Genomic DNA, 23,197 nt, shown 5'->3' on the forward strand with positions numbered 1-23,197 from the left:
GTGGCTTTTTAGCCACTACGTATTCTTTAAAGTATTTGATAGGCGATTATCAAATAGATTGACAAAAAAATCTTGTTAGTAAGATTAATGTTAGATTATATTTGGGTTAATGACTTAAACTGTTCAAAAAAGGGTTCATCCTCTTTTGAGCAGTTTTTGTTTATTTTAGACTTTAGGTTTTAGCTCTCAAAATTGTATTATTGATGAAGAATTGGACTAGGTTTTTTAAGAAGTATCATAAGTGGCCATCTTTGGTTCTTACCATATTTATTTTGCTATTTTCACTTTCGGGTATAGTAATGAATCATCGTGAAACCTTTTCGTCGGTAAATGTTAATCGCGACTATTTAGGTCGTGAATATCAATATCAAAATTGGAATAAAGCAGCGGTGAAATCTGGTTTGCAACTTGTAGTGGATACGGCTTTAATCTATGGTAATATTGGTGTTTGGAAAACGAACGATAATTATAAAAGTTTCGAGAGCTTTAATCAAGGTTTTCCCAAAGGAATTGATAATTGCAAAATTGAGAAATTATTTAAAACAAGTTCAGGAGAGCTTTATGCAGGAACCTTATTAGGTCTCTACCAGTTTAAGAATGAATCTTGGGTGCAAATTGATTTACCAGTTTCTGAAAAGCGAGTTGTAGATTTACTTGAGATAAAAGGTGATTTATATGTGTTGACTCGTTCGAATTTGCTGAAACAAACTGATTTTGGATTTGAGAAAGTTAAGTTGCTTGCTAAAGCAGATTATGACGGTAAAGTATCTTTATTTAAAACTTTGTGGGAAGTTCATTCAGGTGAAGTTTTTGGTTTACCAGGAAAACTTTTTGTGGATTTTATTGGCTTGATTTTTATTCTTCTGTCAATTTCGGGTATGATTTATTTCATCTATCCTAAATGGATGAAAAGGATAAGAAAGAAAGGACGAGATGTAAAGACGAAGGCATTATTTCTAAAATTTAATTTGAAATGGCACAACCGTTTAGGCTATTGGATGATTGTATTTTTGATTTTATCAGCTTTAACTGGCATGTTTTTACGTCCACCATTACTTATTGGTATTGCAAATGCAAAAGTTGGCAAATTGCCTTTTACTCATCTTGATAACCCAAACCCTTGGTACGATCAACTAAGAAGAATATGCTATGATGTAGAACTTGATCGAGTTCTTTTAGCAACTAATGAAGGCATTTATTATTCTGATGACTTTTTTGAAACAGCACCCTTATCATTTGTATCTCAAGCTCCAGTTTCTATAATGGGCGTTAATGTGTTAGAAGTGATTAAACCTGGGCAATATCTTATTGGTTCATTTTCAGGTTTGTTTTATTGGATTCCAGAAAGACAATTAATTTTCGATTATATATCAAGGAAACCCTATATGCCTGTTAAAAGAATGGGACCTCCAATCTCGGCTCATCCAATTGCGGGTTATTTAAGAGATGATGAAGGACGTGAATTTGTGTTTGATTATAATTTAGGTGTGGGGAATATGACGGACACAATTCATTTTCCAAATATGCCAGAGCAGATTAAGAGCTCTCCAATGTCATTGTGGAACTTGTGTCTTGAGATTCATACGGGTAGAATTTATCAATATATATTTGGGAAATTCTATATTCTTTTTATCCCTTTGGCAGGCTTATCTATAATATGGATACTTATTACAGGCTTGATTTTGTTCTTCAAACGAAAAACAAAGTTATAAGGGAAAATGAACAGTTGAGCTTCGAATATTTTCGGAGCTTTTTAATTTATGATAAAGTGTGTTTTGTTGGCTGATTATCTCAAATTTTGATTATTTTCGAAATTAAATCAATTTTAATCTATTGCAATGTTCGGATTTGACTCATATCAATTAATTATAGCAGCTTGTTTAATCATTTTGCTTTCGTTTCTTTTTACTAAAATAGCTAATAGAACGAATGTTCCAGCGGTTCTAATGCTTATTGGTTTAGGCGTTCTTATTCAATACGGTTTAAAGTTGTTGAAGGTTCCCGAAGTCGATTTTTTCCCACTTCTTGAAATTTTTGGAATCGTAGGTTTAATTATGATTGTTTTGGAGGCTGCACTTGACTTAGAGTTGAAGAAAGAGAAAATTAATATCATTGTTAAATCCTTGATTGTTGCCACCTTAGGATTGGTGGTATCTTTGCTTGTTGCTTCTGCTATTATCTATTATATGATTCCAAATATGGATTGGATCACATCTGTTTTGTATGCGACTCCCTTGTCTATATTATCTAGTGCTATTATCATTCCCAGTGTTGGAAATTTGAGTTTGGAAAAAAGAGAATTTCATGTTTATGAGAGTACTTTTAGTGACATTATAGGAATCATGCTGTTCTATTTTGTTTTGAATGTTATTGAGTTTCAGAATCCAGATCCGATGTCTACTTCAGTACTTATGAATCCTATGCTAAGTTTTCTGATAAGTATCGTTGTTTCTTGCATTGTTGCTTTTGCTGCTAGTTACCTACTTTTGTACATGTTTCAGTTTATTAAAGATGGAGCACATTTGTTTTTATTGATTTCACTTTTAGTTTTACTTTATGCTGTAGGAAAAATATTACACTTATCGCCACTAATTATTATTTTAGTATTTGGTATAATTGCTCAAAATAATGAATTGTTTTACCGTGGTCGTTTCCGAAAATATCTCCATAAGGAGAGGTTTGATGTTCTAAAACGAGAGTTGCATATCATAACAATGGAGTCTGCCTTTGTTGTTAGAACTTTTTTCTTCGTTATATTTGGAGTGAGTATTGTTGTTTCTAATTTGCTAGATTTTAAGGTTTTGGAGGTTAGTTTAATGCTCTTAGTCAGTATTTATGCTATACGTTGGTTATTTCTTCGTGCTTTCATTGGTTTTAATATTTTCCCACAAGTTTGGATAGCACCCCGTGGATTAATAACGGTTTTGCTTTATTATGCTATTCCTCAGGAATATACCAACGAGTCTTTTGATCCGGGAATTCTTCTATTTATTATTATTGCTACAAGTTTAGTTATGACTTGGGGTTTAATATACTCATCAATAGGTAATAATATTCCACTTGTAGTTAATCCAGTAATTGAAGAAGATACAATAGAGGACCAAAAATTGGATGTTTTATCTGATGAAAACAATCAGGAAAAAAAATCTAACGTGGATGAATAGACATCTCAGGTAGAAAATATTTATTATTTTATTTCGAATGATAGACTTAAAATAAAGTTTCGACCTGGTGCAGAAATTCCCGAAGAATAGGGACGGTAAGCCATATCGAAGATATTTTCGACACTGAAACCTAAAATAATCTTATCTCTAAATTGGTAGCTGTTATTTAAGTTAAAGGAAACCCATCTTGGAGAATAGGGTAAACCTTGATCATCTTTTGCATAAAGGTAAGCCTTTGCTTGTTCCGAGTCAGCTAAATCTTTATTGGCTATTTTACCATTGTAATTTAGGGATAGTTTCGATTTTAGTTTTTCAGTAGTGTATTTTAAAGCCATAGTTGCAAAAACGGGAGGTACATGTCTTACAGGACTTCCATCTTTATATTCTCCTTTAGAATAATTGTAATATGCGTCTAATAGTAGTTTTGAAGTCATTTTAGCCTTAGCATTAAGGCTAAAACCATAAATGGTTGCTCTATCATCATTTACAATAGCTTGCACTTGACTCTCAACCCCATCGTACATCATGGTCGATTGGCCATTGAAACTATAATCACGTCGGACCATAGCATCTTTTAAAATGGAATAAAATCCGTTGATATCTACAAATAAATCGGGCGTTATATTTTTACTCAAGCTAAAATCAAAATTATAAGCATATTCCGATTTCAAATCTTTGTTTGGGACAACAACTTTTCCTGGTTCTGAATCAAAAACTTTTCCAATATCGTCAATATTAGGTGCTCTAAATCCAGTGGTTGCATTTAGTTTTACAATGTAGTTGTTAGGTGTTTGTAATGTTGCTCCAATGCTACCGTTTAGTGCTCCTGTATTTAAATTTAAGTTATTGAATGGAAAATTGTAGAAATCTGTGTTTAATTTTGATTTTATCCAAATATGAGAATAGCGTAAACCACTATTAAGTGTCCATCTATTATTAAGCTTCCATTTTATATTGGCATAAGATGCAAGACTTGAGTATCTGGAATTATCAGGATAACGAGTATCTAGGTCAGAGATTGATAAGTTTACTATATTCTTGTTATAGGCTGATGAATTTAAATAGTTGTATATATATTCAGCTCCATAAAAAAGTTCAATTTGATTATTTAGTTTTTTATTAAAGTCGATATTTGTTGAGACAATATCGATATCTTCGAATCGATTACTAATATCATCATTTTGAAATTTTCTTGTGTGGCGGCTTTCCTTGTAGTTTTGGTAGGCTGCAATAAATTTATAACTGTCGAATATTGAATTTGATTTTTTATTTTTGATATTTAGTGAATGAATCTGAAGTCTTTGAGGACCATAATACCATTCAGCATACTTGAGATTATCTCCTGAATATTGAATTAGTCGATCGTATCTAGGAATATCTGATGTATTTGAAAATAGAAAGTTATATTGAAAATCAAGATTGTCTGAAGCCTTGAATCGTAGCTTTTGTATAATATTGATTTGATCAAACTTGCTTCCTTCTTGTATGTAAGAGTCTGAATTAGGTACAACGACATCTTTATCTTCTTCTCTAATTACATATTTATTTCTGTCATATTGATTGGTACCATTTCGTCCCATTCTCAAATCAGAATAATCCGATTGACTGATATTACCAGCATAACTCCATTTGTTATTTCCTACAAAATACCTAGTGTGTAGTCCAACTTCGTGGTCTGCAGATGCAAATTTTGTTTTATGATTTATTTGAAATTTAAAATTGGAATCGGTAGAAAGTTTGGGTTTAATGGTATGAAAATCCATAACACCACCTATGGCATCACTTCCATATATTACAGAGCCTGGACCAAGAACAACCTCGGCTGATTCCAAACTATTAGGATCTATATTGAGAAGGTTTTGTAGATTTCCACTTCTATAAATGGCGTTATTTAATCGAACACCATCGAGAACAATAAGAACTCTATTGGCAGCAAAACCTCTTATCATTGGACTTCCACCGCCCATTTGGCTTTTTTGATTAAATACTTGTCCACTTTCATTAAGTAGATCTGCTGCTGTTGAAACCTCAGAGTTTCTAATTGTACTATTATTAAATTGAACAATGTTTATAGGAACCTCATTAGGATTTTGTTCCCATTTATTGGCCGCAACAGTGACTTCATTAATATTGAAAAGTTGAGGATTAAGTTCAACGATAAACAAATTAGCTGCAATTTCGGTATATGCAAGATGAAGATTCTGAAAAGCGGGGTGTTGAAAAAAGATGATAGCATCCTTTGAGAAATTTGTTAAATCTGCTTCTCCTTTGGTAGAGCTATTTGTTGAAGAGTTTTTGGTATATAAATATACATCTTCAATTGGCTCTTTGTTAGATGCATTTCTTATTGTAATTTTTTGAGATAGCGATATATATGAAAAGCTAAGAAAAAGGAAGAAGAGTATAGATTTATGCATAGAGTATCTTTAGAATTAACTTCTAAATTTAGTTTATATTTTTATTGTTCTATATTAGGAATGTAAAATTAAAATAAACTTTTTAAATACGTATCATAAAAATAGAGCTTGTCAGAATAGACAAGCTCTTATTTTTTTTTATTATTATGAATTATTCCATCGCAACTTGATCTCCCTGATCATAAACAATATCCTTAGGAATTTGTGCTCTTTGAATTCGATACAAATCATTTAGAAGTTCGTTATGGATATAACCTTTGTCACGAATTAATTCAGATGCCATTTCATAATCGCCATTCCCTTGGATTTCTAAAACCATTTTTGAAAGAGATTCCACGGCTTTCTTCATCTTGTCACTGTCTATTTTATAAGTATTTGATTTGTTATCATATTTAAATGCTTCCTGCTCTTTAAAATAGTTGAAACGAATCATGCTAGCAACACCTTGAGCATCAGTTATACCAAATCTTATTGAACGAAAGACGTCTGCCATATGTGTCACATAGTTATCCATAATATCAACATCCTTAAGTTCGTTCATCTCGTGCAGTTTTGTGATGAAAAACATCCTTAAAACGTCATTCTTTAGTTCCTGAATAACTGCGTGATGTTCTTTTAGGGCATTTTTAACACTCCCCTTATCATTTATAGTTTGGGAGATTCCAAGGCTATTACTAATCTCATAGAATATTGTGTTTTGGAAGAAAGAATTGAATTTTACATGCTTTCTCTGCTTTTTATTAATAACGAGATTTGTGATTGGTTTAAGAATTTTCTGAAACTTAGCTTCCATAACATTCTTAAAGTGAATTTTTCTGGAATTTGAAACAACTTGCTCGGTTCCAATTGGAAGATTTAAACCAATTAGCTTATTACCTGCATTACAGTAGCCCGTGTTATATAGTAGGTCGTAAATAACAATATCGGTATTATCTGCTGGTGCTTCAGACTTAAATTCATCGTCTACAGGTAAGTTTTTTTGTAAGTATGGAAGTAATAATGAAAATTTCTCAACATTTTTTGTCCATTCCACATTTCTTAATAGAACAAAAGCTCCATATGAGTATTTTGTCCAGATAAGATGATCTTCACGATTTTCAATTGGACCTATAAAAAAGTCAATCTTATTATCTTTTAATTTTAACCAAAGAGAATCACTCTTCATAAAATTATCCGTTAATAAATCATCGGCTCGTTGTAATAAGTATGCTTTGAAGTTTTGACAATCACAGTATTCGGTACCCTTGCGTATATGTTCTACGGCTTTATTAATTTGAGTTTTGTATGCTTCGTGATAAGATATAACTTTTAGTTCACCTATGGGGTCTTCTTTTATGATTGTGAAAGGTGAAAACTTCTCATTGCCAGCTATGGCAAAAAAATCATTTTGATTCATATTCGATGGGAAAAAACCGGCTCCCAAAGGGCGTGGAGGATAATCATCCGTAAAAGGAGCGTTACCATCCAATCTATCCCAAGGACCATAATTAATCATGGCGTAAGCTTTAATATCAGAATCGTCACCCATTTTATTTAAAAGTTCATTTTTGTCGCCATAGGATTGTAACCAATACAGTTCATCAATAGCATCAGCTGCTTTTAAAAGGTGAGAGAATAACTTGGCGTGACCATCTGTTAAACCGCTTAAATCGGCGTTTAGTTTAACCGTTGCATAATTAGCAAGCTTGCGTTGCATAACTGTGTCTTTTGTGGTTTTAACCTCTTTTTTTTCGGGTTGGCAGGCGATTATTGAAGAGAGTACCAGTAGAATACTTAGGAAAAATAAGTTATAACGTTTCATAATCGAGGGTGTTTTGCGTTAGATGTTAATTGAATTGTTATTAGCAATTATTCTGTGCAAACAAATAAAAATGAATTGTTTAATCCTTAAGTTAAGGATTGTTTCGATTAATTACAAGAATATTTTTGTCCTCAAATGGAGGTTATAAATTAATGGATGGTCTGCTTATGTTTTTTTTGTGGTCTTTAAAAGCGTAAAAAAAAACTTGACTGTTTAAATCAGTCAAGCTTTCTTCTTAATCTCTCTTTATTTCTTTAGGATATTCAATTCGTGCGTGATAAATATTTATAAGCATTTTTGTGAATATTTGTTTAACCTGATGAATATTTTTAAAGCTGATGTCAGCTATTTCAAAGCGATTTTCAGCAATTTGTTTATTTATCAAGCTACCAACTAGATTTTCAATTGTTTCGGGTGTCTTTTCTTTTAAGCTTCTAGATGCTGCTTCAACCGAATCTGCCATCATTAAAACTGCGGTTTCCTTTGAAAAAGGATCAGGACCAGGGTAGGTGAATTTTTCTTCATCTATCTCTTTATCAGGGAACTTATTTTTGAATGATGTGTAAAAATATTGGACACGACCAGAACCATGGTGTGTTTCAATAAAATCAATAATTTGCTGAGGTAGTTTATATTTTTTTGCAATCTGGATGCCATATTTTACGTGATCTGTGATGATTTGTGCAGACTTATCAAACTCTAAATTGTCATGAGGATTTCTATTGGACATTTGATTTTCAATGAAATATACGGGGTTCTTCATCTTCCCAATATCATGGTAAAGGGCACCCGTTCTAACAAGAAGGGGATTGCCACCAATTTCGTTGATTGCTGCTTCGGCAAGATTTGCTACAGTTAAGGAATGTTGGAAAGTTCCAGGTGCCTGTTGAATAAGTTTGCGAAGAACCGGATGGTTTTGGTTAGCGAGTTCAATTAGGGTAACGTCTGAAATAAAACCAAACAATTTTTCAAAAATGTATATTAGTGAGTACGAGAAAGTCAATAAAAGGCCATTGATTGCGAACCAGATGAAATTTGTCCATTCAATTTCCTGAATACTTCCTTCTTGAGTAATTGCAAAAGCAAAATATATAATACTGTATGTAAAGAATGTAATAATAGCAGTTACAATAAGCTGACCTCGTCTTTCGAGTTGAGGTAAGGAGTATATGGCCATGATACCTGCAGAAAGTTGTAAGAATATAAATTCAAAACTATTAGGAGCTAAAAAGCCACAAAGGAGTAAAGCTGTAATATAAATAAACAGAGCCGATCGAGAATCGAGAAGTGTTCTAAGAACGACCGGAATCAATACAAATGGAATAATATAAATATTGATGTTTGGAAATTTTGTGACTAAGCTAGAAAGGCCTACAAATAGTGTAACTAAGAGTAATATAAAAAGAAGCTTTTTGTTGTCTTCGAGTATCTTTAAACGAAAATTTCTTAGGTATAAGTATAATAAAACCAAACACGCAAGAATCAACAAACTTTGTCCTGTCATTAAAAGATAATGACTTTGTGATGATCCTAAAATACTTTCGTATTCTCGTTTTAAAGACTCTAGGATTCTGAATGTATCGTCATCAATAATATCACCAATCAACACAATTCGAGTATCAGCTTTAATTAGGCCTTTTGTAAGTGAAATATTACTGAGCATGCTGTTTTTAACCTTATCCGACATGTCTTCATTATAAAGAAGGTTGGGTGTTAGATAGGTGTCTAAATCTAAATTTTGAAAGAAGACCTGGTAGCTTTTACTTTTAAAATCATTTTTTAAGTTTTTGCTAATATATTCATAGGCCGTTCTTGGTGTGTATAAATTTTTGGTTTCTACTTTTTCACTTACATTATTTGCGGTTCTATTTATTCTATTTGGAGATTTAAATTTAGCGTTGGCATCTTCTATAATTCCAACATCATAAATTCCAGCAAACATATCTTGAAAATAGAGATGAATGCGATTCTTCTCAAAAGCAATTTTTGATTTATTGTATTTTAAATTTTTGAAATTTTCAGTTTGGCTATATGTTGTCCATTTTTTTTCGAAATTAGAATTGAATTCGGTCTTTATTTTTTTTGAAATTTCTGGATTAAATTGATAATAAGGATCGTATTTTGCAAGAAGACTATCTCTGTTGGCATTCAGTTCAGTTTCAGTTTTATAAATAGCAAAATCGAAAGGAGCAATTAATGTTTCGTGCATCCAAGGTTTCCCTTTTTGATATTCGTATCTAAAATTCCCTATATTAGGATATATAAGGGATATAATGCCTAAGGTTATAATGAAAAGTGTAATTCTATATATAGCATTGATATTCTGACGAATCCAGCGAATGTATTTCTTCATGTTATGTAGATTGGAGTCTGTATTAGATCTAAAATAGTATTTAAAATCCTATCATAAAAGTAATAATTATCCTTTAAAATAAGGTGTTATTGGCTCTTTTTACATTATTATTAAGCTTAAGAGTAAAAAGGAAGTAATTGACTTGATTTATTTATACATTTGATTTAATTACGATCAATAAAGAATTAAGTATTAATCAATAGCTAAAATTTGTATTGCAAATGACTTATGGCATTTCTGATTTAAGTGTAATTCCTGTTCGGAAAGAACCAACGGAAAAAAGTGAAATGCTTAGCCAAATTCTTTTTGGTGAGCATTTTGAAGTGATAGAATCTACTGAAAAATGGTCGAAAGTTAAAATGGCTTTTGATCAGTATGAAGGTTGGGTAGACAATTTGATGATAACAGATATTGATGAAGATCTTTTTCATAAACTAAATAAAGATTTTCCTGTTGTTGCTAATGATACATTTAACTTGGTTTTTCAAGAGAAGGATTATTCAAATAAGTTAATTGTTCCTGGTAGTTCATTTCCATTTTGCGATTTAGAGAAAAAAACCTTTATGTTAGCTGATAAACTTTATCATTATCAAGGTGTGGTTTCTTCTAATGGTAAAAACCCTGATGAACTTAGAAATTCTCTTATCGAGTCTGCATTAAAATACTTTAATGCGCCTTATCTTTGGGGAGGACGTACGCCCTATGGAATAGATTGTTCTGGCTTAAGTCAAATAGTTTATAAATTAAATGGTATTTGTTTGCCTCGAGATGCAAGAGACCAAGTGAAGGAAGGTGAAGTGTTAACCTTTGTAGAGGAAGCCTTACCTGGTGATTTAGCTTTTTTTGATAATGAAGAAGGGCAAATTACGCATGTTGGTATTATTTGGGATAGACATAAAATTATACATGCATCAGGAAAAGTACGTATCGATAATGTAGACCATATTGGCATATTTAATGTTGATACAAAGCAATATTCTCATAAACTTAGAGTGATAAAAAGGATTATTCCTTGATCATCCTATTCATATACAATTAAAGCCACTATTCATTAAATACTGGCTTTATTGATTCTATATGTTTTGTGTTTTATAAGAAAAGCAATAAGCTTGCTGCCATAACGGCCATACCACCTATTAATCCATAAATTGCAATATGGTGTTCTCCATATTCTTCGGCAGTAGGTAAAAGTTCATCAAGTGAGATGAAAACCATAATACCAGCAACACCGCCAAATAGAGTACCAAAAATAGTGTCATTTAATCCTAAGAAAGAATATATAAGTGCGAAACCGATTAATGCGCCAATAGGTTCAGCTAAACCTGAGAGAAAAGAATAGACAAATGCTTTTTTTCTACTACCTGTCGCATAAAATATTGGAACAGAAACTGCAATTCCTTCAGGAATATTGTGAATAGCGATGGCTACAGCAATTGGAATAGCGATAGTTGGATCCGTTAGGGCGGCTGCAAATGTTGCCAAACCTTCCGGGAAGTTGTGAATTCCAATAGCTAATGCCGAAAACATTCCCATTCTCATTAATTTTTTATCTTTTGCTTTCTTCTCATCAAGATCTTCAATTTTTTTAACCTCGTGAGGATTCTCGTATGAAGGAATTAATTTATCAATGATACCAATTAATAAGATACCTCCAAAGAAGGATAGAACTGTATAAATTGTTCCGTTGACTTCCCCATGAGCACCAACTAAGGCAACTTTCGCTTTTTGTAGAATTTCTACAAACGAGACATAAATCATAACACCAGCAGAGAAACCTAATGATAAAGATAAAAATTTGGTATTTGTTCGTTTTGCAAAGAAGGCTATGGCACTTCCAATACCTGTTGATAGTCCTGCAAAAAGGGTGAGTCCAAATGCAAAGGCAACTGTGTTATAATCAATTTCCATATTGTTTTTTATTACTTATTGAAATACAAAGATATCGTTATTTATAACAAATCTTAATAAACGATTTATTTAGTTGCAAACTAATTAATGATGTTCTAAATTTACTATAAATATCAATACTGATTTAATTTAATGTTTATCCTATGGCTTATATTATCTCAAATGAGTGTATTGCATGTGGTTCTTGTATGAATGAATGTCCAGTTGATGCTATTTCGGCTGGAGATATATTCGTTATTAATGCAGATGATTGTATTAATTGCGCTTTGTGTGTAGAAGTTTGCCCGGTAGATGCAATTTCAGAAGTCTAGTAGAATGGAATAAAATGTGATTAATAAAAAAAAGGATGGCTAAAACCATCCTTTTTGTTAGATATATTGTGATTAAAAACCATTCAACTCCATAGTTACTGTCGGAATAAGAAGAAGAAACCCTAATATAATTAGGACGACCATAAATCCGCCAATCCATTTAACCCACTTGTCGTAAGGGATTTTGGCAACACCTAGCACTCCAATTAAAACACCAGAAGTTGGTGTAATCATATTTGTAAATCCATCTCCGAATTGAAAAGCCATTACCGTTGCTTGACGTGATACGCCAATTAGATCTGAAAATTGTGACATCATAGGCATGGTTAAAGCTGCTTTGGCAGATCCAGAAGGAATAATTACGTTGATGATGTTTTGAATGATGTACATCATACCAACAGAGGTGATTTTTCCAAAATCATTCATCGATTTTGAGATGTAAAATAGGATAGAGTCAATAATTTGACCTTCCTCCAATACGATAAGAATTCCGCCGGCTAAACCGACAATAAGAGCAGCTGATAGAATATCACTAACACCTTCAAGGAATAATTTGGTGATATCGTTAGCCGATTTATTGTAGGCAATACCAGAGAATATTCCCATGGCAAAGAATAGCGTAGAGATTTCCATGATATACCATCCGTACCCCATTACCCCAACAATTAGGTAAATAATGGTGAACAAAAGAAGGTTAAGAATAAAAAAGTGAACAGACTTACGTAAAGACATAAATCCAAATAGGGCAAATAGACCTGTTACAAAAGGAAGAATGTAAGTTGTTAATTCAGAATTACCAATTCTTAAAGTGCTTTGTGGGTAGTAGAATGAGAATGTGATCATGCTTACTAACAGTATAATATAGGTTACCCATGCTGATTTTGGTGTGTGGTATTCAATATTTTCAACATCTGATGCATGATGCTTTCTCCAATAATCATCATCTGTGTAAACTAAAGAACTTTTAGGATTTTTACGAACCTTAGCAGCATAACGTAAGATAAAAGCAAAACCGATAATATTAATTATAAACCAACAGAATAATCGGTACTCTATACCCGAGAATAAAGGTAAGTGCGATAGGCCTTGTGCAATACCAATAGTAAAGGGATTTAGTAGTGCTCCTGCGAAACCTAATCCGGCCGCTACAAAACAAATTGCTACACCAACAATAGAATCGTAGCCCATCTTAATTGCCATTGGCACAAATATAATGGTAAAGGCAATTGTTTCTTCACTCATTCCGAATGTGGCTCCAAATATGGAGAATATGAGCATGATGAGCGTTAGTATAATGTTATTGACGCCTATTTTCCGAATGAACTTGTTTTTTTCGAGCTTTTTAGTGAATTCCAAAAAAGAATATATCCCAACATCAATCGATTTGCTAGCATTCATTATCCAAAAAGCACCTCCAATAATCAAAATAAACATGATAATGTCGGCTTTATCTACAAAGCCTTTGAAAAATGAAGAGAAAACTTCCCAACTTTGTCCACTATTTTCTACTTGATGATAAGAATCTTGAACGATAACAGAACGATCGGTTCCATTAACATTTACAATAGTTCTATCGTATTCACCACCTGGAATAATCCAAGTTAAAATGGCTGATAAAATGACTATTGCAAATACAATAACGTAAGTGTGAGGGACTTTTTTAAACATATCTTTTTATTAGTTATAAGATGTGAGATATCAGAGATAAGATGATTTTTATGAATACTGAATTAAATCAATAATCTTTAATCGAATTTCTCATCTTTAAAATTTCAAACCTGATTTCGCGCTGTAAAAATAGAAAGATTCCATAGAAAACACTCATTATTGGATAGATAATGAATGTGTGATTGGACCTTATCGAAAAGGTTTGTATTCTTATGGTTTTAAATTGTATAATAGGTGTAATATTGTGTCATTTTATTTACTTTCGTAGTGTATAAATTGGCTATTATCAATTGATTATAGCTATGAATGAATTGATAACTATAAATTATTAATCCAATAAAAGTATGAAATTACTTGTTAAGAATATAAAGAAGTTGGTTCAGGTTGAAGAAGAACCAATAAAATGGGTTGCTGGTGCTGATATGGCTAAGCTTAATTGTATTGATGATGCTTTTTTATTAATCAGTGAAGGTAAAATAGAAGATTTTGGAACGATGGCGAATATGCCAAATTTTGACGATTCTGAAGGTGTAGATGTTATGCAAGAAATTGATGCATCAGGTCGTATGGTTTTCCCCTCATTTTGCGATTCACATACTCACTTAATTTATGCTGGTTCTCGTGAAATTGAGTATTCTGATAAGATTAAAGGTTTATCATACGAAGAAATTGCTAAGCGGGGTGGTGGAATCCTGAATTCTGCTGAACGTATGCACGAAGCTACTGAAGAAGAGCTTTACGAATCAGCAATGGAACGTATTCACGAAATTATTAGTTTGGGAACAGGAGCGGTTGAAATTAAATCAGGATATGGTTTAACTGTTGAAGATGAATTGAAAATGCTTCGTGTCATCAAACGATTGAAAGAAACAACACCGCTACAAATTAAGTCAAGTTTCTTGGGAGCTCATGCTGTATCTGCTGAATACAAGGGGCGTCAAAGCGAATATGTTGACATGGTAATTAGCGAAATGATACCTATGGTAGCTGCTGAAGATTTAGCTGACTATATTGATGTTTTTTGCGATAAAGGTTTTTTCACTGTTGAAGAGACTGATCGTATTTTGAATGCGGGAATGAAACACGGAATGCGTCCTAAGATTCATGCTAATGAATTGGATTATTCGGGTGGTATTCAGGTAGGTGTAAAATACAATGCGCTTTCTGTTGATCATCTTGAATTTGTTGGCGATGCCGAAATTGAATCATTAAAAGGATCGGAAACAATGCCAACGGTATTGCCAGGAGCTGCTTTCTTCCTAAACATGGTTTGTTCGCCAGTTCGTAAAATGATCGATGCAGGTTTACCAGTTGCTTTAGCTTCTGATTTCAATCCAGGCTCATCACCATCAGGTAATATGAAATTTATTTTATCTTTAGCTTGTATCAATTACAAAATGCTACCACAAGAAGCAATTAATGCGACTACCATTAACTCGGCATACGCTATGGGTTTGCAGGATGAAGTAGGAAGTATCGCGCGTGGTAAAATTGCCAATGTATTTATCACCAAGGAAATTCCTTCAATCGAATTTATGCCATATGCATATGGTAGTAATTTGGTCGATACGGTTATTCTTAATGGACAAGTGCTGTAGTAGATGATTATATTTCGCTAATTAAAACGAATTTCACGAATGACTGATTTATTATACAAACAAGAGTGTTATATTATTATATGAGCATGTATGGCAGTTCATAGTAATTTGGGATCTGGATTTATAGAGAGTGTATATGCTGAAGCTTTAGCGAAAGAATTGGAAAAAATAAATGTGCCTTATGAAAGAGAAAAGAAGATAGAACTCTTTTATGATGGTCAAAAGATGAATAAATATTTTAGAGCTGATTATGTTTGTTTTGAGTCAATAATTGTAGAGTTGAAAAGTAAATCATTCTTGTTAAAGATTGATGAGCAACAAACAATAAATTATCTTAAAGCAACCAATTTCAAATTAGGATTGTTGATTAATTTTGGAGAGAAATCATTAAAATATAAAAGGTTTATCAATACAATTAAGTCGAACAGATAGAATAAACTATTCGTGAAATTCGTCATAAATTAGTGTAATCAAGTTAGCTAATAATGATTTATAATCGATTACAAGCGACTGATAATTATAATAAAACAAACAACAAATTAACGTATATAAATAATGAAACAATTAATCGAATGTGTTCCTAATTTTTCTGAGGGGAACGATATGAATATCATCAATCAGATCACTCACGAAATTGAATCTGTTGAAGGTGTAAGCCTTGTTGATGTTGATCCAGGTAAAGCAACTAACCGTACTGTTGTAACCATGGTTGGTACGCCTGATGAGGTTTTAGAAGCAGCATGTCGTGCTATTAAAAAAGCAGCTGAATTGATTGATATGAGTAAACATACAGGAGCTCATCCTCGTTTCGGTGCTACCGACGTTTGTCCATTGGTACCAGTTGCCAACATTACTATGGAAGAGACAGTGGTTTATGCTCACAAATTGGCTGAGCGTATCGGTACTGAATTGAATATTCCGGTATATTGTTACGAGAATGCTGCACGTATTGAAGAACGTAAAAACTTGGCTACATGTCGTGCTGGTGAGTACGAAGCAGTAAAAGATCGTATAGTAACTGAGCGTTGGAAACCAGATTTTGGACCTGCTGAGTTTACTGAATCTGTTGCTAAATCGGGTGTTACTGCGGTAAGTGCTCGTAATTTCCTTGTTGCATATAACTTTAACCTAAACACAACTTCTACACGTCGTGCCAATGCCATTGCATTCGATGTTCGTGAGAGAGGTCGTACAAAGCGCGAAGGAAATCCATCAACAGGTAAAATTGTAAAAGATGCTAACGGTAATCCAGTCATGGAACCAGGAACATTAAAAGCTACTAAAGCAATTGGTTGGTTCATCGAAGAATTTGGCGTTGCTCAAATTTCTATGAATATGACTGATATCTCAATCACTCCAATTCACAAAGCTTTCGACGAAGTTTGTGCTAAGGCTCAAGCTCGTGGTATTCGTGTTACGGGTTCTGAGTTGGTTGGTGTTGTGCCATTGCAGGCTATGTTGGATGCAGGTAAGCATTACTTACGCATGCAAGGTCGTTCTACGGGTATTGCAGATCGTGAGATTATCAAAATTGCTGTTAAATCTTTAGGATTAGACGAACTTTATCCATTCGAAGCTGACAAAAAAATTATCGAGTACATTCTTGAGAACGAAGCTAACAAAGGAGCGAAAAAATTGGTTGACATGAGCTTAACTGCTTTTGTTGATGAAACAGCTTCAGAATCTATGGCTCCAGGAGGAGGATCTATCTCTGCTTATATGGGTGCAATGGGGGCTGCTTTGGGTTCAATGGTTGCCAATCTTTCGGCTCACAAACCAGGATGGGACGATCGTTGGGAAGAGTTTTCCGATTGGGCAGAAATGGGTAAATTGTATCACACAAAACTAATTCATTTAGTGGATGAGGATACCAATGCCTTCAACAAAATTATGGAAGCTATTCGTATGCCTAAGAAAACAGAGGAGGAGAAAGCTGCTCGTGCCGAGGCTATGGAAGAAGCAACTAAGTTTGCAACTATGGTTCCTTTCCAAACCATGGAGCTTTGTTTAGGTTCTATGGATGTTGCTAAGGCAATGGCCGAAGTTGGAAACCCTAACTCGGTAACCGATGCTGGCGTAGGTGCATTAGCCGCTCGTTCTGGTGTTATTGGTGCTTTCATGAATGTGAAAATTAATGCTGCCGATTTAGCTGACAAAGCTTGGGCTGCAGATATCATCGCAAAAGGACAAGCAATTGTTGACAAGGCGCAAGCTCTTGAAAACAAAATTGTTGCAATGGTAAACGCTAAAATCTAATAGCGAATACACTATATTTTATTTAGCCCCGATAGTTCTAAACTATCGGGTTTTTTTTGAATTGTCATTACGAAGGAGCCTAAGCGACTGACGTAATCTCATATTTATTGTAGGAGTACACTTTATCGATAGTTTATTTAGGACGTTCCCTTCGGGCAGGCTTTCCGCTACAAGTCTCGCTTTGGCTCCTGCAGATATCTTATTTTAATGTTTCAATCCCGAAAATTTTGGGAAGATTATTTATAATCCTTTTTCAGTATTTATTATTGATGTAGTGTTATTCGTTACAATTCCTAACCCAAAGCATCATTTAAAATGATATGGCAGTACTCTGTACCTTTAACTAAACGCTATTTATTTTGCTACATATTTAAAGGTGCTCTGCACCCAATAAATATTTTAGCTACTCATGGGAATATTTAGGGACAGCGTTCCGTAATCTTTGTAGCTGTATTAACCATGTAACCAATTAAAGGTGCAGCGCACCGTAATGGTTTAAATTATTGCATTAGGATCTTTTGTGTTAAACATTGTCTTTAATAATATAACGGTGCTCTGCACCTTAACAACACAATAATTTTATTTGCTACAACTATGATGTTGCTCTGCACCAATAAATGTGTATGCTAATCGCAGATGCTGTGTAATAATAATGTATAGTGTTTATTAAATTCAACATTAATCATTCACCTCAAAACATACAATCAACTTTCGGGTAAATTTTAGGGACAGCGTCCCGTAATGTTTGTAGCTGTATTATTCATTCAACCAATAAATGTGTATGCTAATCGCAGATGCTGTGTAATAATAATGTATAGTGTTTATTCTTTTCAACATTAATCATTCACTTCAAAAGATACAATCAATTTTCGGGTAAATTTTCGGGACAGCGTTCCGTAATCTTTGTAGCTATATTAACCATGTAACCAATCAAAGGTGCCGCGCACCGTAATGTTTTAAATTATTATCTTCAGATCTTTCGTATTAAACATTGTTTTTAATAATATAACGGTGCTCTGCTCCAATAAATTTGTATGCTAAATGCAGATCTGTGTATTATTGAGAGTCTCACTAAAAGGAGATCCTCAAGTTATTTTAAGATTGATTTGTTGTCTTTTTTAGTTGTGTAATTATCTTTTTAAGCAATCATTAACCTTATCAATACCTTCTTGGTTGTCCGAAAGAATAAGTAACATATCATTTGCTTCAAGTACCGTAGAGCCACTTGGTGTTAGATATTTGTCATTTCTTTTAATCATTGCAATGATTCCTTCTTTTGGAAAATCTAATTCCACAATTTTTTTATCTACAGCATAACAACCAGGTAAAACTTCAATTTCTTTCATTGTTGTTTTAATCACTTCAGAAACAGACTTGTTGGCTTTAGAAGTGGGTTTTGTTTCTTCTGGTAATGCCACCTTTAGCCATTTTGCAAACAAAGTTAAAGTTGTTCCTTGAATTAAAACAGATGTAACAGAAATGAAGAATACAATATTAAAAATCATATTCGCTTTTTCAATGCCTGCCAATAAGGGATATGTTGCAAATACAATGGGAACAGCACCACGCAAGCCAACCCATGATATGTATAAGCGCCTTTTTAACTTCATTTTGAAAAATATCAAACTGATAAAAACACCTACTGGTCGCGCTACTATGATCAAGAATGCGGAAATTAACATTCCGATACCCAAAAAAGGGAAAATTCGAGTAGGAAAAACAAGTAATCCCAAAGTAAGGAACAATACGATTTGCATTAGCCAGGCCAAACCATCGTACATTTTTAAAATGGCTTTTTTATGAAGTAAGTTTTGGTTGCCTAAGTAAACTGAACAAATGTAAATGGAAAGAAAACCATTACCACCCACAAAATCAGTTACTGAAAATGTAATAAACATTAAGGCTATTACTAAAATAGGATATAGTCCTTTAAAGTCAAGGTCTATTTTGTTGATGATGAATTTGCTGAGTTTTCCAAATCCAAAACCTGCAATGCCGCCCAAAATCATTTGCTGTAGAAATAAAGGGATAATAGAAGCAATACTTTGGTCTTGATTAATGACTAGAGTTAAAAACGCGATAGTAAGTACATAAGCCATCGGGTCATTACTTCCACTTTCCAACTCTAAAGTTGGTCGTAGATTTGTTTTTAGAGCAAGATTTTTTGAGCGCAAAATGGAAAATACAGCCGCTGCGTCTGTCGATGATACGATTGAACCCAACAACATACTTTCATAAATAGTAAAGTCTGTAACGCACCAAACAAAAGTTCCAAGTGATAATGCTGTTAATAAAACACCCAAGGTAGATAATAAAATACCCTCACTAAGTATCGGTTTTACAGTTTGCCAATGCGTGTCAAGTCCTCCCGAAAATAGAATAAAATTAAGCGAAACGATACCTATAAATTGGGCTATTTTGGGATTGTCGAAATTAATGCCACCAATTCCTTCTGAGCCAGCTAACATGCCTATTGCTAAAAATAGCAATAAGGTAGGCACACCAAATTTATAAGAAGTTTTGCCTACTATAATACTTATAAAAAGTAATAGAGAGCCAACTAATAGTATGTTTTCAATTGTTAAGTTCATTTTTGTTTTTTAGGGACTAAACAAATATAAGTTTTATCATTTGTAATAACTCAATTAAATCTTTTGTTTTTGAGGTCTCTCTAATTAAAAATTAGCCGTTTAAAAAATGTGTTTTGAAGTCGATTAGCACTTAAACAAGCTTAGCTTGCACTAAATTAATGTTTCTTCTATTTTCAGGAGGTTTCCTTTTGTGGTGAATTTTCTGCTACAACTCCTCTCTTTGGTTCTGTAGATATATTATCTGAAGCTTTCTGTTTGGCTATTTATTATTCCTTTTCCTGCATTTATATTGTTGCAGGGGTATCTGTTACAATTCCTAAACCAAAGCATTTTTTTAAATGATATTACGGTATTCTGGACCTTAAATTATACATTCTTTAATTTGCTAAATATTTGAATGTGTTCAGCATTAAATAAACATTTTGGCTACTCATCGAAATTTTTAGGGACAGCGTCCCATAATCTTTCTAGCTATATTAATTAACAAACGACCAAAGGTGCAGCCCACCGTAACATGTTTTTATAATAATGTAGTTTATCCTATCGCCATTATATATTTATAACAATATCAAATTGTACGCTTGCGACTCCATCGGACTCGTATTTTATTTGAATCCTATGGATTCCATTTAAAAGGGAAACCTGATTGCATCTAAAGAACCAGATCCAGTAGATATGTTATATGCAGTAGCAGTTATTTAAAATGTCTTTTCTCATTAGTTTGGTTAATCGTATTCCTTAAGATTTTATTCTACTTTAAAATTATGTATTTTGAATCAATTTATCCGTTTGTATTTTAACTAAATGTTATATTGCGTGCAATTTGTTAAATCTGTTGCTCAGCATATTTTAAATTGTGTACATTTAACTATTGGATAATTGTTTTATATTTCACCGTATCTTAAGTAATTTAGGAGATGAAATAAGATCTTTTATTCAAATGAAGAAAGTCTGATATTGATTCTCTTTCTTGTTTTGTGAAAGTTGTTTTAAAACTAAATCATATCGTTTTGTATTAATTAATTCCTGTAAAATTATGGGTTTATTATGAGATGAATTTCTAAAAAGAAATGTGATATTGAATTTAGGTTAGCAGTTTATTAAAGCAAATAAGGAGTAATTAAGTTTATTAATATGTTAATTGTGTTTGTATGGAATTGAAAAAGATTGCAATTATAGGAGGAGGAAATTTGGGCGGTTCTATTGCCAAAGGTTTATTGAAAACGAATTTGATTCCAGCTGATAATATTACCGTAACTAGGAGACGAGTTCACTTACTTGATCATCTTCTTAAGGAAGGCATACACGTAACGAAAAATAACTGCGAAGCTGTTGATGGAGCCGATTATATATTTTTGGTGGTAAAGCCTTGGCAATTATCTGAGGTGTTGGCGGAAATAAGTCCTTTTTTGGATGCTAAAAAAGTAACCATCATTTCTTTGGCAACAGGAATAAGTTCTTCAGAAATTGAGAAGATGTTAGGACAGGAGTATACTATTTTTAGAGCTATGCCAAATACGGCCATTGCCATAGGTGAGTCTATGACTTGTATTTCTTCTTATCGTGCAACTAGAGAGAAGGAGGAAGAGGTCTTGAGACTTTTTAATCAAGTTGGCATTACAGAATTAATTCCAGAAGAATTGATGGCAGCTTCGACCGTTTTGGGTGCATGTGGTATCGCTTTTGCTTTGCGTTTTATAAGAGCTTCTACTCAAGGGGGAATTGAAATTGGTTTTGGTTCAAGTTTAGCTCAAAAAATTGTTGCTCAAACGCTAAAAGGTGCGGCTGAATTAATTATTAAAAACGATAGTCATCCAGAAAGGGAGATTGATAAAGTAACGACTCCGCAGGGTATTACCATTTCGGGCTTAAACGAAATGGAGCATCATGGCTTTAGTTCTGCATTAATTAAAGGTTTGATAACTTCATACAACAAGATAGAAAAATAATAAAATCCAATAAGTCATTTGCTTGGTTTATAGGGGAAATATTTACCTGTAGAATTTTACATAGTGAAAAAACGTATATGCATCAAATTAGGTTCTAATGTTCTAGCCAATGATAATGGTGAATTAAATGTAGAACGAATATCGAGTATTGTAAAACAACTTGCCAAGGCAATCTCTATGGGTTTTCAGCCTATTTTAGTTTCGTCGGGAGCAGTTGCTGTTGGTAGAGCTCGAGTAAAAATGCCCCATAAAATGAATTCTGTATCTGCAAGACAAGTATGGTCTTCTGTAGGGCAGGTTGAATTATTGAACATTTATTCTTCAATGTTTAGTGAATATGGTATTGTATGCTCTCAAGTTCTTGTTACTAAACAAGATTTTAGAACTCGTGAACATTATTTAAATATGAAAAATTGTTTGACAAGTCTGCTTGAAACGAATATAATCCCTATTATAAATGAGAATGATGCTGTTTCGGTTACAGCTCTTATGTTTACCGACAATGATGAGTTGTCAGGTTTAATTTCTGAAATGATGAATGTTGATTCTCTCTTTTTATTATCTAATATTAATGGAATTTATAATGGTCATCCAGATGATAGTTCATCTTCTGTAATAAGAACTGTTGATGCTGATTTGAATAAAATAAAAAAGTATATACAAACTACGAAATCAAATTTTGGAAGGGGAGGTATGCTTACAAAATGTAATATCGCAAGTCGAGTTGCTAAATCGGGTATACGTGTTCATATTGCAAATGGCGAGACTGAAGATATTTTAATAAGTCTGTTGAATGACCGAGATTCAGTAGATCATACTATGTTTTTGCCGAATAAGAGAACCTCTAGTGTTAAAAAATGGCTGGAATGCTCTGAGGGATTTGCAAAAGCTAAAGTGACTATTAATATGGGAGCTTTAGATGCGCTATGTTCTTTAAAAGCAACAAGTTTATTACCTGTTGGAATAACAGCTTTTGAAGGTGATTTCCAGAAGGGTGATATTATTAAGATTATTGATGAGTCTGAAAATCTAATAGGTATAGGAAAGGCTCAGTATGATAAAAAAATGGCAGAAAAGTATCAAGGAAAAACGGGTGTTCGACCACTAATTCATTACGATTATTTGCTCTTGTATTAATTGATGATGTCGTTATTCAATTTTTCAAAACACTAAGCGTATTA

Annotated in this window: 15 protein-coding genes; 9 read left to right on the top strand and 6 right to left on the bottom strand. The window is 33.1% G+C overall.

Features of this window, described 5'->3' with window-relative positions:
* The first annotated feature begins 203 nt into the window (after nt 1–203).
* Together EMN46_RS10050 and EMN46_RS10055 are read left to right on the top strand one after the other, a co-directional pair.
* Complete coding sequence (locus tag EMN46_RS10050) at nt 204–1,712, top strand: PepSY-associated TM helix domain-containing protein (protein WP_154200673.1); 1,509 nt, start codon at nt 204–206, stop codon at nt 1,710–1,712.
* A 126-nt stretch (nt 1,713–1,838) separates the two neighbouring features.
* Entirely contained in the window at nt 1,839–3,164 is a 1,326-nt protein-coding gene (locus EMN46_RS10055) for a cation:proton antiporter (protein ID WP_154200674.1), read from the top strand.
* A 23-nt stretch (nt 3,165–3,187) separates the two neighbouring features.
* Here the strand turns inward: EMN46_RS10055 and EMN46_RS10060 are convergent, their stop codons facing one another.
* From EMN46_RS10060 to EMN46_RS10070, 3 genes are all read right to left on the bottom strand, one after another.
* Entirely contained in the window at nt 3,188–5,581 is a 2,394-nt protein-coding gene (locus EMN46_RS10060; protein WP_154200675.1) for a TonB-dependent siderophore receptor, read from the bottom strand.
* Between the two features lie 151 nt (nt 5,582–5,732).
* Nucleotides 5,733–7,382, bottom strand: a complete 1,650-nt coding sequence (locus EMN46_RS10065) for a Zn-dependent hydrolase (RefSeq protein WP_154200676.1) — start codon at nt 7,380–7,382, stop codon at nt 5,733–5,735.
* Between the two features lie 235 nt (nt 7,383–7,617).
* Nucleotides 7,618–9,735, bottom strand: a complete 2,118-nt coding sequence (locus EMN46_RS10070; RefSeq protein ID WP_154200677.1) for an HD family phosphohydrolase — start codon at nt 9,733–9,735, stop codon at nt 7,618–7,620.
* 221 nt (nt 9,736–9,956) lie between these two features.
* On the opposite strand from EMN46_RS10070, the gene EMN46_RS10075 reads away from it, so the two are divergent.
* Nucleotides 9,957–10,751 (top strand): C40 family peptidase, encoded by a 795-nt coding sequence (locus tag EMN46_RS10075; protein ID WP_154200678.1) that lies wholly within the window; start codon nt 9,957–9,959, stop codon nt 10,749–10,751.
* A 73-nt stretch (nt 10,752–10,824) separates the two neighbouring features.
* Here the strand turns inward: EMN46_RS10075 and zupT are convergent, their stop codons facing one another.
* Nucleotides 10,825–11,643 (bottom strand): zinc transporter ZupT, encoded by an 819-nt coding sequence (gene zupT / locus EMN46_RS10080; RefSeq protein ID WP_154200679.1) that lies wholly within the window; start codon nt 11,641–11,643, stop codon nt 10,825–10,827.
* Nucleotides 11,644–11,786: 143 nt separating this feature from the next.
* Here zupT and EMN46_RS10085 point away from each other — a divergent pair, with 143 nt between their 5' ends.
* Entirely contained in the window at nt 11,787–11,954 is a 168-nt protein-coding gene (locus EMN46_RS10085) for a DUF362 domain-containing protein (protein WP_154200680.1), read from the top strand.
* 72 nt (nt 11,955–12,026) lie between these two features.
* Here the strand turns inward: EMN46_RS10085 and EMN46_RS10090 are convergent, their stop codons facing one another.
* Nucleotides 12,027–13,622 carry a YfcC family protein gene (locus tag EMN46_RS10090; protein ID WP_154200681.1) on the bottom strand — a complete coding sequence of 532 codons (1,596 nt, stop codon included), beginning with the start codon at nt 13,620–13,622 and terminating at the stop codon, nt 12,027–12,029.
* Nucleotides 13,623–13,966: 344 nt separating this feature from the next.
* On the opposite strand from EMN46_RS10090, the gene hutI reads away from it, so the two are divergent.
* From hutI to ftcD, 3 genes are all read left to right on the top strand, one after another.
* A complete protein-coding gene (hutI, locus tag EMN46_RS10095; RefSeq protein ID WP_154200682.1) occupies nt 13,967–15,220 on the top strand; it encodes an imidazolonepropionase in 1,254 nt (417 codons plus the stop codon).
* A gap of 90 nt (nt 15,221–15,310) precedes the next feature.
* Nucleotides 15,311–15,652 carry a GxxExxY protein gene (locus EMN46_RS10100; protein ID WP_229130332.1) on the top strand — a complete coding sequence of 114 codons (342 nt, stop codon included), beginning with the start codon at nt 15,311–15,313 and terminating at the stop codon, nt 15,650–15,652.
* Between the two features lie 123 nt (nt 15,653–15,775).
* Entirely contained in the window at nt 15,776–17,476 is a 1,701-nt protein-coding gene (ftcD, locus tag EMN46_RS10105; RefSeq protein WP_154200683.1) for a glutamate formimidoyltransferase, read from the top strand.
* Between the two features lie 1,130 nt (nt 17,477–18,606).
* On the opposite strand, the gene EMN46_RS10110 is transcribed toward ftcD, so the two are convergent.
* Nucleotides 18,607–20,067, bottom strand: a complete 1,461-nt coding sequence (locus tag EMN46_RS10110; RefSeq protein WP_154200684.1) for a potassium/proton antiporter — start codon at nt 20,065–20,067, stop codon at nt 18,607–18,609.
* Between the two features lie 1,151 nt (nt 20,068–21,218).
* On the opposite strand from EMN46_RS10110, the gene proC reads away from it, so the two are divergent.
* Both proC and proB read left to right on the top strand, forming a co-directional pair.
* Nucleotides 21,219–22,016 carry a pyrroline-5-carboxylate reductase gene (gene proC, locus EMN46_RS10115; protein ID WP_154200685.1) on the top strand — a complete coding sequence of 266 codons (798 nt, stop codon included), beginning with the start codon at nt 21,219–21,221 and terminating at the stop codon, nt 22,014–22,016.
* A 63-nt stretch (nt 22,017–22,079) separates the two neighbouring features.
* Entirely contained in the window at nt 22,080–23,153 is a 1,074-nt protein-coding gene (proB, locus tag EMN46_RS10120) for a glutamate 5-kinase (protein ID WP_368667519.1), read from the top strand.
* Nucleotides 23,154–23,197: the final 44 nt, after the last annotated feature.

Source organism: Ancylomarina sp. 16SWW S1-10-2 (genome assembly GCF_009669305.1).
Taxonomy (GTDB): domain Bacteria; phylum Bacteroidota; class Bacteroidia; order Bacteroidales; family Marinifilaceae; genus Ancylomarina.